General features: G+C 40.7%; 3 protein-coding genes. All 3 read left to right on the top strand.

From position 1 onward, the window contains the following. Window positions 1-91: 91 nt before the first annotated feature. Genes SJY45_RS13180 through SJY45_RS13170 form a run of 3 tightly spaced genes read left to right on the top strand, consistent with a single transcriptional unit; the run spans window position 92 to window position 19,091 of the window. Window positions 92-2,347: a gliding motility-associated C-terminal domain-containing protein gene (locus tag SJY45_RS13180; protein ID WP_400071269.1), complete on the top strand. Its 2,256-nt coding sequence runs from the start codon at window positions 92-94 to the stop codon at window positions 2,345-2,347. A gap of 10 nt (window positions 2,348-2,357) precedes the next feature. Next, window positions 2,358-4,496, top strand: a complete 2,139-nt coding sequence (locus tag SJY45_RS13175; RefSeq protein WP_400071267.1) for a PorP/SprF family type IX secretion system membrane protein — start codon at window positions 2,358-2,360, stop codon at window positions 4,494-4,496. After that, window positions 4,497-19,091 (top strand): T9SS type B sorting domain-containing protein, encoded by a 14,595-nt coding sequence (locus SJY45_RS13170; RefSeq protein WP_400071265.1) that lies wholly within the window; start codon window positions 4,497-4,499, stop codon window positions 19,089-19,091. The last annotated feature ends 9 nt before the right edge of the window (window positions 19,092-19,100 follow it).

The following is a 19,100-nucleotide window of genomic DNA, read 5'->3' as shown; positions in this document are numbered from 1 at the left end:
GTATTATATGCCATATTTGTTATTGTATTCTCTATGTCAAAACCCAAATCTGACATTGAAACCTGTAGTAAACCCAAAACTACGCCTACTTATGAGACAGAAAAGAATTAACATTCCGCAAACAATTTTGGCCGCATTTCTAATGCTGCTCACCACACAGATTTCTGCACAAATTGCATTGGAAGCCCCGGTTCCCGCAGACAACCCAAATTTATCTGGGACCAACACATGGCCAAGAGCTTGTGCCGATAGTGGTTTTAACGAGTTTTTTGTTACCATAGAATGGGCCGGTGCAGCAAATTCTGATAATCAGTTCATTCTTGAATTATCTAATGCAAGCGGTTCTTTCGCTACTCCGTTAGAACTATCTACTGTAACCGATCAAAATAGCAATACAGAATTTACAACGAGTTTTAGCCTTCCTACGGATACTAGGGGAGCCAACTACAAGATGCGTGTACGAAGTACAAGTCCAGCATCAACAAGTCCAGAATCAGCTGGGTATTCCATGTATTATTTAGGGTTTGATACCAACTTGCACATGAGTCCAAATGGAGATGGAACAACCCCGGGAAGTGTACAGGCTTGTGGTGGCACGCAAATTACGCTTAGCGTAGACAACGTGCCGGCTGGAGAATTAAATACCTATCAGTATTCTTGGTATAGAAGTGGGACATTACTTTCCGAAACCGGACCATCTATCCTAACAGATGGAGCCGGAGAATATTTTGTATTTATAGATTATGGAGATTGTACAGGTTCTGCCAATACAGAATCTAACCATATTATTGTTAACTCCGGTACCAGTACTGGTATTACCATTAATCCACCGGCAACTACATCTGTATGTGCCGGAGATACCGTTGCTCCATTAGAAGCAAATGTTCAAGATGGTAGTTATATATATACATGGTATAAAGATGGTACCGAAGTACAGGCATCTCAAGCAGGTGGTTTTACCTATACTATAGATACCAATGACCCTTCGTTTACGGGAGACTATACTGTTGAAGTTAGAGGAACAGGTATTTGTACAGAAACTTCTGCCGCTGTTGCTATGAGTAACGCCGGTGCATTTACGGTTACAAGAAATAACAATGCCAATCTTGTAGTGCTTCCATCGCAAACCCAAACTTTGAGTGTTACAACAGATGCCAATGCTCCAACTTATGAATGGTTTAGAAATGGTACGCCAATACCAAGTTCCAACAACGCTTCCTTAACCGTTAGCCAAGCAGGAACTTACCATGCAGCCATTACCCAAACGGGAGGCACATGCTCTTCAACAACCATAAATTCAGAAAACACAGAAGTTGTTGCTCCTACAGCTTTTAGAACCGAAATAGCCTATGCCACATCATATGAGTCATGTAGCAGTACCAGCATAGCTTTGACAACGGATAAAATTTATGCCGTCCTAGCTGATGGTTCAGAAGTAGATGTAACCGCAGACGTAGCTTCATCATTTACCTATCAATGGCAAAAAGATGGTGTTGACATAGCATCTGAAACATCACAATCCATAAGCTTAACGGACAGTAACGAAAACGGAAACTACACTGTAGAAACTGACTTGGGAGGTATGAACGCGACATCAAATACCTTAGCCGTACAACTTGCCAGTGAAGCCTTAACTATTAGTAGTACGAGCACCGTATATTGTAGTTCTTCAGATGTTATTACCCTATCTACTACAACAGATTTATCTTCTGAAACTTTTGATTGGGAACGCAACGGTGAAGCCATAAACTCATCAGATGCGTCATTGTCCATTACTCAAGAAGGAACTTACCGATTGGTAGTTAGAAAAGGCAGCTGTTCACAAATATCTAATGAGATTAACATTACACCATTAGATCCGGACCTAATCACTTTGGATATAGATGGCGATGTGATATTTCCAGAAGGAAGTTCCAAAACGGTAAACGCAAGTGGAGGTACCGCCTACAGATGGTTAGACGCCAACAATATTGAAATAAGCGGCTCTTCATCTGCCACTTTTACCACAGAGGGTAACTACTTGTTAATAGCAAATATTGACAATTGTGAAATTAGTAAACCTATAACAGTAACCTATTTAGATCTATTTAATATACCTAACGTTATAACGCCTAATGGTGATGGGGCCAATGATCAGTGGATCATCCCTAACTCGTACTCAAACAAGTCTGATGTACGTGTCATTATATATAACGCAAAAGGTGTAGAAGTCCTCAATTCAACTAATTACCAAAACAACTGGCCCGAGTCTTCAATGAGTTTCGCAAAGCAAAACATGGTATTCTACTATGTAATTAAAAATGCTAGTGAGACATTGAAACAAGGTACCGTAACTGTTATCAGATAACCAACCTACCATGAAATTTGTAAAATACTTAGCGCTTACTCTAATGGCTGCACTGACGTTTGCAAACGTTCAGGCACAGGAGGATGACCCCGTACTTTTGTATAGTCCGGCGCCACAGAATTTATTGAAATTCAATAGATTTTTAATCAACCCTACCTTCTCTACCGTACAGGAAGACAAGTCTTATATTAACCTTTTACACAGAAACCAATCGGTACAGTTTAAGGATAATGACCAGACTTACTTTTTGAGTTATAGTGGTAGAATAGGTGATAGAAGTGGTTTGGGTCTAAGTCTTTATACCCAGAGTGTAGGGCCTGTATCCAATATTGGAGTACTGGCCAACTATGCCTATGGTATAAAGTTAAGCGACAAGAGCAATTTTACATTTGGTGGAAACTTGGCCTATTATAGTACAGGTCTTAATCAGAACAATATTGACGTTATAGATACGAACGATTACCGACTTAACGGAACGGAAGACAGTAATGTGCTTTCCTTTCAGCCTGGTTTTAACCTATCCTATGGTAATATAGATTTTGGTGTTTTTGCCGAAAACCTATTTGATTACAATCTAAAAACCAGTGAGTCTTTAACAGCCTTTAGTGATAAGACCTACTCTAGCCACCTTCAATATACTCATCGGTTTAAAAAAGATGATGGTATTATGGAGGGCAGCCGTTTAATGCCGATAGCAAGAGTACGCATCAACGGTCAAAACCGTTTGTCTGCTTCAGAAAGTGAGACCCAAGACCTATCCTATGGTGGTGGTGCAATTCTTGATCTGCCAAAATTAGGATGGTTACAAGCTGGTTATGATAGTTTTTATGGTGCCTCTGCAGGTGCCGGGTTCAACATTAACAAAAGACTATCCCTAGGGTATACCATGGAAAAAGGTTTTGGTACCGATTTCAACAATTTTGGGGTTACCCATGAAATCTCGTTCGCCTATTCCTTTACACCAAACTTAACGGAAGACCGTGTTATGCTAGAGGATGATTATGAAGACTCTTTAGTTGAAAACGAAGAAGTTGACAAAAATGACCTAGTAGATAACGAGGAAATAGAGGAACTAAAACGTAAGCTTGCGGAGAACGATGCCATTATTCAAGAATTAATGTTCCGTCAAGATTCATTGGAAAACGATCGCCAAAAAGATTTAGAGCGTCGGTTTAACATGGTAATGAGCATGGTACGTAATGAAACCAACGGCAAAAGACCAGATTTAGAAGACCGTGCCGAGAGACTATTCATGGGAACCAATGATCGTCCGTCAGTAACAAATACTGCTAGCAACCAAGATTCTAATAACGGTATTATACCAAACAGTACATCATCCAAAACTAGTGCAACTACGGCCTTAGCAAACAATACTTCTAAGCAATCAAGACCAACCGTTGCCAGAGATAAGGTACAACAAACCACATCTAATACATCTACATCTGCAGCAACTTCGACAGTTGCGGACAGAAGCAACGTAAAGAGTAGAAAATTCAAAAACCTAGAGGGAGTTAAGGACGGATATTATGTAGTAGCCAACGTTTACAAAGGTGGCCAGTACATGGATAAATTTATGAACAAACTTAATAGTGAAGGGTTTTCCTCGGATTATATAGCAAATCCGGATAACGGCCTAAAATACGTGTATTTGCAACGTTATGATACATGGGACGAAGCTGTAGCCGCCCATAATAGTAGTATGAACGGTACTTATGACGGTGCCCTTTGGATTATGGATGTTGATAACCGTTACACGAACGAAGCCTATGCTTCTAACGTAAACAAATTAAAAGAAAAATCTGCCAAGTACGATACCGACGTTCTACAAACAAATACCGTAGTAAAAGACCAAGTGGTATCTAACGAATTAACTTCTAAAACTCACAAAATAGATGGTATTGGTTCTGGTTATTACATCATAGCCAATGTATTTGCAAACCCTAAGAATGCAAATCGTTTTGTGAAGCTATTAAATTCTTACGGGCTTAGTGCCAGTTATTTTATAAACCCCGAAAACAACTGGAGGTATGTATACCTAAAAAGACACCAATCTTGGAACAATGCCCTACTATCCTACTATACCAACCTAAATGATGCGTACAATGACAAAATGTGGATTATGCGCGTCAGACCAAATCTACTGGCATAAATGATACCAAAATCCTTAAAAAAAATACTTGCGGGCGCTCTGTTTTTATATGCATTTGCAGGATTTTCCCAAGAGTATAAAGCATTTACGAGAACCTACCCATCCGGGGAAAATTTCAGGTATCAAACCAATATAAAGGGAGACTTGACCTTTATATCCAATAGTATACTAAATAGAGATGAAGGCATTCCCGGAAGACGTCCGGAAGATTCTTACGATAACCTCAACACCAATGGAAACTATTGGCCGTCCAGTAATAGAAATACTGAAACTGGAGGGTATTACAATTATAATGACCGTAAAAATATGCGGTACATAGATGTTGACACCGATACCAGCACATTTAGTTCAAGCACCGCAACATTCACATTTCCTGAGGCCGACTGTAATTTAATACGCTATGCAGGTCTCTATTGGTCTGCCACCTATCCTAGAGACAATACTGCAGATCCAGTTGGTACTCCAAGAAATCACCCTATTGACCAAATTAAGTTTAAGGTTCCGGGAGGCACCTATGTAGATGTCACTGCTAACGAAGTATTGTATGACGGTCTAACCGATACAGATTTAGAAGCCAATGCCCCTTATGCATGTTATGCGGACGTAACCAGTCTCATAACTCCTTTAGCTAATCCGCAAGGAGACTATACCATAGCCAATGTGCCGAGTGCTCAGGGCTATGGTATTTCGCCAGGTGGCCAATCAAGAATGACCGGGGGTGCTGCTGGGGGTTGGACTTTAGTTATTGTTTATGAAAACCCCAACACTAGTGGTAAACTAATTACTACTTTTGATGGTTTTGCAAGAGTTACGGGTACCGACAACGTTAACATTAACTACACTGGTTTCAACACTATTCCAGTAGGCCCGGTAAACGCTAATATTGGTGCCGCTACTCTTGAAGGAGACTTTAGGATTACCGGAGATAGATTAAGAATTCGTGCGGCAAGTAACGGTGGTTTCACTACACTAAGTAATGGTACTAACCCTTCAAACAACTTCTTTAATAGTAATATTACCCGAAATGGTGTTCATGCCAATGACAGGAATCCGTTTAGTTTAAATACGTTAGGTTTTGATAGTGACATTTTTAACCTAAACAATCCTACGAATTCGGTTATCCCCAATAACGAAACGGCTGCCACATTCAGGTTTCAAACCAATGGTGACCAATACTATCCATTTTTCAACTCTTTCAACATTGAAATCATTGAACCGGATATTGTACTTGAGAAAAAAGTAGAAGATATTGCAGGTAACGACATCACCGGACAAGGTGTAAACTTAGGTCAAATCTTAGATTACGTTCTAACTTTTCAAAATACCGGAAATGATGATGCCGTAAATTATACCATTCGTGATATTTTACCTATAAATGTCACGTTGGACGAGGCAAACCTAAACATGCCAACCGGAACAACGTATACCTATGACCCAGTAACACGGGAAGTGGATTTCTTTATCCCTAACAGATTTGTTGAAGTAGGAGATACTCCTGGACAAATACGTATGCGTGTTCAAGTAGCTCAAAACTGCTTTGATTTTATAGATGCATGTACGGACCTGATTGAGAATTTAGCTTATTCTACCTACGAAGGCGAAATAAACGACAACCGTATTACGGATGATCCCAGTGTATCCGATTTTGATAACTGTGGATTTGTAACTCCAGGTGCTACCAACTTCCTTTTAGACGACCTTTCGGACTGTAATTTTACAAGAACGGTACAACTTTGTGGATTAAATGCCCTGTTAGATGCCGGAGATAATTTTGATGATTACGTTTGGGTTAGAGATGAAAACGGAAATGGCCAAATAGATGCCTCGGACCCTGTTCTAAACGATGGAGACCCAGACAATGATCAAAGCACATTAGAAGTAACCCAGGTAGGCACTTACATTGTAGACAAAATTGTTGCCGACCCTTGTAAAGGTTTTAAAGAAATTATTGTTGTTGAACGATATGGTACAACGCAAACCAATCCGTTAGTTGAATATTTCAATGATATAAACAGCGATGCAGACCCTACTAACGATATTCAAGGCGAAATTGTTGAATGTAGTATTGATGGTGATTTATTGCCCAAATTCTTCCTTTGTGGCTCCGCGGATGTTCAGCCTATTCAATTGAATATACTAGATGCTCAAAGTATTTCTTGGGAAAGATTGGATGAAGGTAGTTGTCTTGCAGCTCCTGACGATTGTGCCAACAAAAACCTTACCTGTACATGGAATCAAGTAGAAACAGGAAGCGATTACAATGCGGACACAGCAGGAAAATACCGTTTGGTTATAAATTATACCAATGGGTGTTTTAGCAGATTTTATTTTGATGTTTTCCAGAATAATCTAAACATTCTTTACAATGATAGAGACATTATTTGTTCTACGGATGGTAACATCACTATAACCAATTTAGGAAGCAATTATGGTTACCAGTTAGTAGACGTAGCCAATAATGCTATTGTAGTTCCTTTTAGTGCCAACAACGGTCCTAGCTTTGATATTTCTACCAATGGAGCCTATAGAGTAGACGTTACCCAATTGGACAGTTTAGGAAATCCTATTCCTGATGCCTGTATTTTTAGTACTCCAGATATAGGAATCCTTGATAGGGATTTTCAAGTAGACGTAACTACAACCCCATCTAATTGTAATGCTCAGGGTATTATCAAAATAGATGTACTTAATGTTGAGCCCAATTATAACTATGTTCTAAGAAGAAGCGATGGAACCCTAATTGACGATGAAACCGCTCAGCCGGACAATACGCATTCTTTTAATGTAAACCCAGGAGATTATACCATTGAAGTTTCTACTCAAGACGGGTGTACGTATTCCGAAGATGTAACGGTAACCCGTACACCAGACCCAACAGTTACAGCGGTTACCACAAGAGACATTGGTTGTACAGCCGGTACCATTCAACTTACAGGAAGCGGAGGACTTCCCAATCCTGATTATTCCTATGCTATTTGGAGCAAAAACGGAACGAATTTATATACCGATGTAGCTTCAATTCCGGGTGATGCGTATGATACCAATCCTATATTTTCTTTCGGATGGAGAGATACCGATGCCGATGATATTGATGAATATTTCCCCGGAGAAGACGGTGATTATGTTTTTGTAATCGTAGATTCTAACAACTGTTTCGCCTTTTCCAATGAAGTAACTATAAACGATAATGGGGCAATGACCCTAGATTCCATTACCGAAACTTCGCCTTCATGTAGTGGAGATTCGGACGGAGCGATAACTATAAATACAACAGGTGGTGTAGCCCCGTACGAGTTCAGTATAGATGGCGGAACTACTACTCAAGGAACACCAAACTTTGTTAACCTTATTGCAGGCACTTATGAAGTATTTGTAACGGATTCTTCAGGTTGTAGTTTTTCTCAAACCATAAACCTAACCGAACCTTTTCCTCTTAGTGCTTCTGCGGGTGTTTCCAGAGATGCAACCTGCGACCCCAACGGCGCAGAAGTAAGAGTAACTAATGTTACGGGAGGTACAGCTCCATATGAATACAGTTTTGATGGTGGTGCAAGCTACAGTGCATCAAGTACGGCTACCCTTCCTCCGGGAGACTATACGGTAATTGTTAGAGACGCTTCATGTGAATTTCCTATGAACGTTACCGTAGAGGACGTTCCTGATGAGCCAGAAGTAACCCTTACTCCAGAAGTAAGTTATGATTGTGACGGATTGGCAACTGTAACGGCAACACCAAACATTACAACGTACAACTATACCTATGCCTTAGATGGTGTTCCAAATTCACCGGACCCTACGAGCAATGTGTTCCTTAACGTAGGACCAGGAACCTATACAGTTAGTACAAACTATAGCTCACAGACGCCGCCAACACCAAGTATATTACTTAGTGAAGATTTTGGAAGTGGAGCAACTATTCCTAGTCCAAATACGAACGGGTACACTTATGAAGATCAAACTAATAATGCCCCAGGTGATTCAAATAGTAATGTAAACGATTTTGAATACACAGTAACAAGTGACATTGTTGCTCCCTTTGGCACATGGATAAACCCAATAGATCATACAACTGGTACGCGTACAGGCCAAGGTCGCTATTTGGTAATGAATGTGGGTACCCCTACGCCAACTCAAATCATCTATTCTAAACAGATAAATGATGTTATTCCTAACCAAGATTTAAGTGTTACGCTATACGTTATGAATCTTCTGCGGCAAGGCACCAGTGGTCTTGATCCCAACTTAACAATAGAAATAAGAGAAACCGGAACAACAAATGTTGTTCAATCCATACGCACCGGTGAAATTGCAAAAAATACAGGATCTAATGATTGGGTAGAGTTTACGGCCACCCTTAACCCAGGTGCAAATACAACTCTGGATTTTGTAATTAGATCTGAAGTTAACGGAAATGGCGGTAACGATTTTGCACTTGATGATATAGTGATACATCAAGTACCGGAAGTTTGTGAACAAACTGTTGAAACTGCGGTTACCGTTGTTGCTGGCAATGTATTTACCGCAAATATTACTGGCTCTACAGACGCAAGTTGTAACGGACTAAGCGATGGCTCAATAACTTTTGAAGTTGAAAACTTTAACGCAGTCGGATTTGAATATTCTATAGACGGTGGTGCTTTTATAGCCTCAACAACTTCACCGGTTACTTCTGCCTCAACCCTTGGTGCTGGTTCTCATACCTTGGTGGTTAGAAAAGCAGATGAAACAACATGTTCAAGAACGCTTACACAAACTATTAATGCGCCAGATGCACTGGAAGCATTTGCTTCAATTACAACCGAATTAAGTTGTACCAATGGTGGAGCTACCATAACAGCTAGTGTTACCGGTGGTACTGCTGCTTACGAATACCAATTGGAAGATAACCTGGGTGCGATAGTTGGGACTAATGACTTTGCTACTAATGGTGCCAACACCGTCTTTTCCGGTTTAGCTGCAGGTGATTATATTGTTCGTGTACGGGATGCCAATTCATGTGAAGATGCCATTGATGCTGCTTTGACGGTGACCGCGGCAAACCCTATTACTTTTAACGTTACGCCAACGGCTTGTTATCCTGGAGGAAATACAGCTACCATTCAGGTTGATGTTACTGATGGGAATGGAGATTATACCTTCAGCATAAACGGTAACCCTTGGGTAAGCCCAACTCCAGCAAACAGTACAACACACACTTTTAGTGGTCTTTCAAACGGTACGTATACCATTAATGTTCAAGACGGACTAGGATGTACCGGTGTATTACAGAATATTACCATTGACCCTCAATTAACGGTTAGCGCATCAGCGCCTACTATTACCGCCTGCGCAACGGATACTGATATAACTATTTCTGCTTCTGGTGGGGACAACAACTATGTGTTCGCTGTTGTAACTAATGGAACTGCAGTAACGAATGGTGATTTCAACACTGATAACCCAGTTACAGTTTCGGCTGCAGGAGATTATGATGTGTATGTACGTGATAATAGTGGAGGAGCAGATTACTGTTCGGCCATGTACACGATTACCGTAAACCAAGACGCTCCTATCGCAATTACGCCAACACCAACCGCTGTAACTTGTTTTGGCGAATCAAATGGGGCAATTTCAATAGTTGTAGATTCTGGTGGAAACGCACCGTTCATGTACAGTATTGACAACGGGGTTACCTATGTAACCGAAAATAGTTTCCCTAACCTTAGCGCGGGAACCTATCCTGTGCGCGTTAGAGATTCCAATAATTGTGAAACTACGCCGCAGGATGTAGTTGTTACGGAACCATCTCAATTGGTAGCAGAAGCGAGTATTACACAAAATTATACCTGCCTTGTTGACGGTGAAATTACCGTTGGAGACGTTACGCCAACAACAGGTGGGTCTGGAGATTATCAGTATAGCATAAATGGTGGAGCTTGGACAGCTGCTTCTTCAACAGGAGTGCATGCTTTCTCTGGTTTAACCGATGGTACCTACAGCATTAGGGTTAGGGATGCCAATGCTACTTCATGTGAGCTTACTTTGGCCGATGTTATAATTGCTCCATTACCAACAGAACCAACACTTTCTACCTCAATAACCTACAACTGTGATGGAACAGGAAACATAACCGTTCTACCTAACGATGCTTCATATACGTATAGCATAGATGGAGGAACGGCTCAACCAACAAATGTTTTTAACGATATCGCTTTAGGAAGCCATACCATTACCGTAAACTATGGTAGCGATTGTACAGTTGATAGAACAGTAATCGTTGAGGACGGACATGCTTTTGAAGCTTCGATTACCGCCTTTGAAAACCTTGATTGTAATGGCGATAATTCAGGAACTATTACCATTGATGCCAATAACTATGGTACAGGTGGATATGAATATAGCTTAAACGGAGCTGCATTTGTTGGTCCGTTTACAGCTGCAGAACAAATTACGGGCCTTGGCGCACAAGCACATTCTATAGAAGTGCGTGATGTGGACAATGCGGCTGCAAGTTTGCCTGGTTGTACCGTAACATTGACTCAAACATTGACCGAGCCTAATGCTCTTGTCGCTTCAGCAAGTATTACTTCAGAATTTACGTGCAATAATACAGGTGCTACCATTACGGCTAGTGCTACAGGTGGCACTCCAACTTACGAGTATCAATTAGAAGACAATGTAGGTGGAATACTGACAGCTTATCAAACCAACACGGAATTTACCGGTGTGCCTGCAGGTGATTATATCGTAAGGGTAAGGGATACAAACTTATGTACAGACCCTATAAATACGGCAATTACCGTATTCGCTCCCGTTGTACCAACTTTTGATGCCACACCTACAGCCTGTTATTCCGGTACCAATGATGGTTCCATAGCTGTAAATGTTACTGCTGGTAATGGAGGTTATAGCTTTAGTATTGATGGAGGTCCGTTAGTAGCGGCAACTCCAGTTACAGGAACAACTCACACTTTTGATAATTTAGCCAATGGCACTTATACCATAGATGTTAGAGATGCTTATGGATGTACGGCTGTTCAACAAACCATTACAATAGACCCACAGTTAGTAGTGTCCGTAGAGGTTGTTGATATCAGTGCGTGTAATGACGGTTCCATTACCGTTAATGCCACAGGTGGAAACGGAACCTTGGTTTACGCCATTGTACCAGCGAATACCGACCCTTCTGGTCTTTATTCAACAACTAACTTCTTAACCGTTACTAGCGCTATGGCAACTGCCAACCCCGCTGGTTATGATGTATATGTTCTAGATAACAATGGGGCATCTCCATCATGTTCTTTCCTACAAGAAGATATTATCCTGACTCCTGTTGCCACGTTAACCGCAAGCGGAACAGTAACCGACCCTGAGTGTTTTGATGGTCTAGGTTCAATTGATGCTACGGTAGGTGGAGGAACAGGTCCGTTTACGTATCAATTAGTGGATTTGACTCCTGCTGATGGTATTGATTACGGAACAACAAATACTAATATATCTACCGCAACATTGACTTTCAATGGTATTGGAGTAGGTGATTATGAAATTACGGTTACCGATACAAATAGTTGTACAGTTACTTCATCAACCATTACAATTAACAATGCTACAGAAATAACTGCGGATATAGATCCTATTTTACCAGCGGCATGTAATGACCCTGATCCCAATGAATACGGCTTCCGTTTTGATAATGTAACCGCTCCTTCTGGTGGTACCATAGAATATAGCAATGATGGTGGTACTACATGGCAACTATCAAATGAACTAAGAGGTACTGTTTCAGGTACGGAGGTATTCCCTTCTATTAGAGTAACATTACCTAGTGGCACTATTTGTCAGAGAGATTTTGATAGATACATTATTCCTTATCCTTTGGATAATTTGGACATTAGTATAAGCGCGATAGTTGTAGACTGTTTTGATTTGCAAGTACGTGTTCAAGGAACCGCAGGTGTTGCTCCTTATGAATATGCATTTTCGGAAGACCCAGCCAATTTTGACCCAGCTACCACAACATGGCAACCAGGTGGAACAGTAAATTCCAGCGGTGCTACGGTTCCAGCGGGTGAAGGTTCCTATACTTGGACCGGACTTACACCGGGTAGAACCTACATTTTCTATGTTAGGGATAATACAGGTTGTGTACGCCAGAGTTTAATCAATGTTAATGATCTAATTAACGAACCTATTGAAATAACTACGGATATTACTCCTACGTGTTTTGGTTCTTCAATGGGTGAAATAGAATATACTTTGAATCCTACCACACCAAGTTCACACATGCGTTGGGAATTCTTTGAAGTAGGCAACCCTATTGCACTTCAGACTAGTGGTGGAGACATTCTTTATAACAATACTATAACCGTTAGCGGTTTGCCTGAAGGCGAATATTATATTGATATTGTTCAATCTGATGGAACTACAAATGCCTGTAGAGGTGGTAGCGAAAATACCTATTTACAAGAGTTACGTGCTTTAAGTGCAACACCAAACGTTACTAGGGATATTTCGTGTAACCTACCGGGACTAATTTCAATTGATGGAATTACCGGTGGCGGCGGAGCACCATACACTTTTGATGTAACAGGACCAGCTGGTTTTACAGCATTGACCGGTACAACGGACAACCCTGTACAGATTCCTGTGAATTCCCCAGCGGGTAATTATACAGTAACTATAAATGATCAATATGGTTGTTCATTTACCATGGCCCCTGTTGCATTGACTTTATCGCCAAACCCTACTATTGATTCTATCACACAGGATAATTGTAGCGCTCCAATAGACCTTACCGTTGTTGGAAACTCAGCGGCAGGAAATATCCGTTATGCTATTGCACCGGCCGGTGACCCAGCACCAAGCACTTACCTAGATAATGGTGGCGTATTCAACGATATTGCTGCAGGTTCCTATGATGTTTATATTATTGATGGAAATGGTTGTATGGCCTCACAGACAGCGTTTGTGGTTCATCCGGTACTTTCCGTTCAAGCTAGGCTTACTAAACTTATAGATTGTACGGCATCACCTGAGGCAACAATTAATATTGAAGCTACATCAGGGTCGGGAAGTTATGAATATTCCATTACCAACGATGCTGGTGCCCCTGCGGTAGCTCAAACAGCGTTCCCAGGAAATCCTTTTGATTATAGAGCGCCTTTAGCGGGTAACTATACCATTACCATTTATGATACGAACACGCCTAACAATGCAGGTTGTAACAGAGAATTCACAATTCGCGTTCCAGACCGGCCAGAGCCGATAGTCGATACAGTCACTTCTACAGATGTAACTTGTAATGGAGATAGCGATGGAACAATTTCAATATCAGCTGTAGATAACGGTATCGGTCCGTTTACCTTTGAGATTACTTCTTTGGATAGTGGTGCCGTAAGCATTGCCCCAACAAGCTTTACCAATACTTCTGCTACGTTCACAGGTCTTGCACCTACAACTACGGCCGCAGGTTATATCGTAACGGTTAGAAGTAACCCTACTACCAACAATTGTACAACGGATAGTGCTTCTATACTTATTGCAGAACCAGCTACTATTGCTGTAACTATGGATGCAGTAGTTGAGTTTGGCTGTACTACGGCCAATAATCAGAATGACGCAAGTATCTCCGTGGCAAGTGTAACAGGAGGTTCTAACGCATTCGTACGTTATGAATTCATTAAAAATGATAATCCTAATACAGTTCCTGTAGAAGCTGATATTGTAGTTCAAAATGGTTCTAACGATACCTATATTGAAACCGATCCATTAGGTGGAGCTTATACGATTAATGTCTATGACAATAAGGGTTGTGTGGGCACAACCAACGCAACAATTGCTCCTTTTGTTGAAATCAGTAATCCTACGGTTACCATTGATACGGATGTAAGCTGTAACCCTGGTAATGATGCCGAAGTTACTATAGGTGTAACCCTAACGCCTCCATCGGGAACTCCAACTCTTGAATATTCAGTTGTTGGAACGGACAATGCGTATAGTGTATTAAATCAAACTAATGATACATTTACCGGAATAGGGGTAGGAAACTATGAAGTGACCGTTACCAATACGGATACCGGATGTTTTGTACAAACTACTTTTGAAATTGAAGACCCAAATACATTTGAAATCGATGCTACCACTGTTGATGTAGTATGTAATGGAGACGATGGTTCTGTTAGCTTTACCATAAGCGATAGTACCAATCCATATACTGGAGGTTTCACATGGCAAATATATAATTCGCAAGGTACGGCTACCACAGGTGATGATACTATCATTGCAGGTGCTACCGGAACTTCGGCCAATGTAGGTCCCACAACACCATTTAACATTGGCGCGGGAGAGTACCGCGTTGAGGTTACCCAAGATAGTAATCCTTCTTGTGTTGCTTCCGAGTTATTTACCATTGCTGGTCCTAGTGACCCAATTAGCGCAAACAGGATATTTACCGATATCACTTGCGTACCAGGTAACAACGGTACCATTACCATTACCGATGTTACCGGTGGATGGGGCGGTTATTCGTATCTGATTTTTGATGCGGCAGGTCCTGTTATTGACACTAATGATTCTGCGAACTATACTTCAAACCAGAAAGAAGAAAACCTTACTGCGGCTACCTATGAAGTTTGGGTTATGGATTCTAGAGGATGTGCTGAGCAATTGGCAGATGTTATTCTTGTTGATCCAACACCGATTACTGCAGATTTGAGGATCAATCAGCCTAACTGTACCGACTTAGAAGGTGAAATTGAAGTTATTAACGTAATGAACGGTCAGGGTAGCAACTACAGTTACCAATTACAGCTATTCAACACTGGTACTTCTACTTTTGAAGATATGAGACCTATACAAACCTCAGCTATATTTAGCGGCTTAGGTGTAGGCGAATATCAAGTAGTTGTTAGTGACCAATGGGGTTGTGTAGGTACAACAAGTACAAGCATTGACTTACACGAACCTATTTCACCATTGGCATCCGTGGTCAAAACAATTGATTGTTCTACAACAGATCCCGGTGGACAGATTACCATTTCACAAACAGGTGGTTCGGGAAGCTTCAGATATGATGTACAATATCCACTGTCTGCTCCAGCTACGGTAGATGATACTAACAATACGGGTATTTTTACAAATCTTACACAAGTAGGAGATTATGTATTTACCATTACCGATTTAGACCCCAACCACGTTTGTAGTACAACTATAACACAACGTTTGGAAACAGCGGTAATTCCTGTACTGAACGTAGATTCTTCTACCAATGTAACTTGTAATGGCTTAGATGATGGAACAATTTCCGTAAGTGTTACCGATAATGGAGTAGGACCATATACCTTCCGTATTATCACGGGACCAGGTAGTTCGGCTACTTTCCCAATAGCGGCAACATCATCTACGACAACATCTGCTTTCTTTGATGGACTTGAAGGTTCTATTGCCGGAATAACTTATACTATTGAAGCAAGAGGAGCTAACAACTGTGCTATAACAACAGATGTTACTATTACGGAATTAGATGTTATTACCGTAGATCCTATTAACATTGTTCAGTATGGTTGTACTGTTGGAAACAATGGAAACAACGCTAGTGTGTCATTTACAAATGCATCAGGTGGAACGGGTACTTTCAATAGATATGTATTTATCCGAGATGGAAGTGTAGTTCAAGATGGTTCGAACACCACATATTTTGAAACTGATGGTCTGGGTGGTATCTATGAAATTAGAGTATATGATAATGCAGGATGTTCTGCTCTATCAGCCACAGACAATGTTTTACCTTTTGTAGAAATTAGTGATGCAACGGTTACAACTACCCAAGAAGCTGCTTGTTCTCCATTGAACAACGGCCAAATAGAAGTTGGGGTAACGGTTAGTCCAGCTACCGCAACTCCTAACTTGGAATATGTTGTAACGGGAATAAACGTTACCTATGCACAGACCATTACTTCTACCAATAATCCTGAAACATTTACAGGTTTGGAAGTTGGAAATTACAGTGTAAGAATTACCAATGTAGATACAGGTTGTGTAATAGAAACTGTTCATAGAATTGAAGACCCGGATGTTATAGAGGTTACAGCCACGAAACTTTCCGACGAACAATGTTTGAACGATGGTGTAGATGATGGTAGTTTTAGTGTAACTATTGATAACTACACAGGGCCTTACAGCTATCAAGTATATGATATAAACGATAATCCTGTAGCCGGATTCAGTGGAACTGGAGATACCAGTACACCTTTGACGATATCAAATCTTGTTGGAGGAAGTTATTACATACGCATTACAGAAACTACAGCACCTTTGTGTGATGATGATTCCAATGTGATAACCGTATTGGCTCCAAGTGCTCCGATTACCGCAGTCGTAAGAGAAGAAGCCAATGTTTCATGTAGTAATGATCAAGGTGAGATATTTGTAGATCCAACCGGTGGTGAAGGACCATATACCATCCGTTTGGAAAACACTACTACATCTACGGTATATACCGAAACAAATGTAGAGGCGTTTATTTTCAGAAACTTAGCGGCCGGTGATTTCCATGTGACTGTTACAGATGCATTCTCTTGTGTATTATCAGATAACATCACATTAATTAGACCAGATGATATTGTAGCTAATATTACGGCAACTACCTTATCGTGTTTTAATGCAAATACGGCAAGCATATCAACAACCGTAGGTGCAAGAAATATTACACCAACGTACCAATATCAATTGAATGTTTATGATGATATTTCCGGAAGTAACTTATTAACTACTTCTGTTGGTCAGAGTACAGGTGACTTCAATAATTTAGCGGCCGGTTTCTATAGTGTAACGGTAAGTGATGAGGTTGGATGTTCGGAAGAGACCGCTATTCTTGAAATTGTTAATCCTACGGAAGTAGAAGCTTCATTGATCAGGACAAGTCCGTTGACTTGTACCACCGGTGTAGAATTTGAATTAAGTGCCACTGGAGGAAGCGGAACATACGAATTTAGTGAAGACAATGTTACATGGACAGCAATGCCAGGAAACAGCGTTAATTTGCCTTTAAGCGGCATGTTGAGTGCAGGTGTTTACCGCTACTATGTTAGGGATGCTGCAAATTTATGTACAGCTGTTCAATCTAATTCTATTGAAGAAGACCCTATTGATCCATTAATATTAACAGTAGATGATACTGCTGCAGTAATTAACTGTAATGGAGATAATACCGCTACTATCTATGCTACGGCAGATGGTGGTTTAGGAAACTATCAATATTCGCTTTACACAGATGCTTCATTAAGTGCGGCTTCTCGCATAGCGGGTCCACAAAGCAATGGTACCTTCAGTACTTTGCCAGCCGGAACCTATTACGTAGATGTAATCAGTCAAGATTGTAGATTAACTACTCCTGAACAAGTAGTTATCTCTGAGCCTTCAGCTTTGGAATACACAGATGAAATTATAGATGTTTCTTGTAACGGTGAAGAAGATGGAAGTATAACCGTTACCTTGTCCGGTGGTTCAGGAGGCTATCAATATGCTATATCTCCAAACCTTAATCAGTTTGATGATGAAAATACATTTGAAGACCTTGCCCCTGGAGATTACAGGGTAATTGCACAGGATCAAAATGGCTGCTTTATAGAGTTGGAATATACCATTAACGAGCCTGCTATTGTTGAAATATCGGCCATCTCAACACCAGAAATATGTATAGGTGAAGAAAATGGTACAATTGAATTGACCATTACCGGAGGAACTGCAGGTTATAGCACTCGAATGCATACAGAAACCGATTTTGTTCAGGACAGAACAACTTTTACCGGTCTGGCTGAAGGAAACTACATCATATTTGTACGTGATGCCCAAGGTTGTGAAGAAAATATAACCGTTGCCGTAGAACCAGGCGTAAATTTAAATGCTACTGTAGAACCGGTATATGGTTGTAATGGAAATATTCCTAACAACTACATTAATATTACCCTAGAAGACGAAACTATTGCAGATCAGGTTCTTTATGGTGTAGATACCATGGATCCAGCAGAAATGCAGTTGAATCCGTTCTTTAGAGACCTAACACCGGGTACGCATTACATAGCTATATCCCATGCCAACGGTTGTATTATAACTTACGATATAGAGATTGAAGATTTCCAACCTTTAACTCTTGTTCTAGAGCAAACCAACATCAACCAGATAACAGCAAACGTTACTGGAGGAAGAGGTGAGTACAATATTACTTTTGGTGATAAGGATAATGGTACGGACAATACGTTCTACATTAACCGTACTGATACTTATGTAGTTACCGTAACCGATGAAAACGGTTGTGAAGCTGTAGCAAGCATATATATGGAGTTTATAGATCTTGATATTCCAAACTTCTTTACCCCAAATGGAGATGCGGAAAATCAGACATGGAAACCTAAAAATGATGAAGGCTTCCCAGAGATACTAACCATCATATTTGATCGTTATGGTAGAGAGGTGTACCGAATGGGTGTTGGTGATCCAGGATGGGACGGTCTTTACTTAAGCAAAGAGCTTCCTACCGGAGATTACTGGTACGTTATTAAACTCAACGGAGAGAATGATGACAGGGAATTCGTTGGACACTTTACCCTATATCGCTAAATAAAAATA

Origin of the sequence: Zobellia russellii (genome assembly GCF_044597075.1) — a bacterium.
In the GTDB taxonomy this organism is placed as follows: Bacteria; Bacteroidota; Bacteroidia; order Flavobacteriales; family Flavobacteriaceae; genus Zobellia; species Zobellia russellii.
The sequence above is the reverse complement of the archived record's forward strand: the minus strand, read 5'-3'. Positions and strand labels throughout refer to the sequence as shown.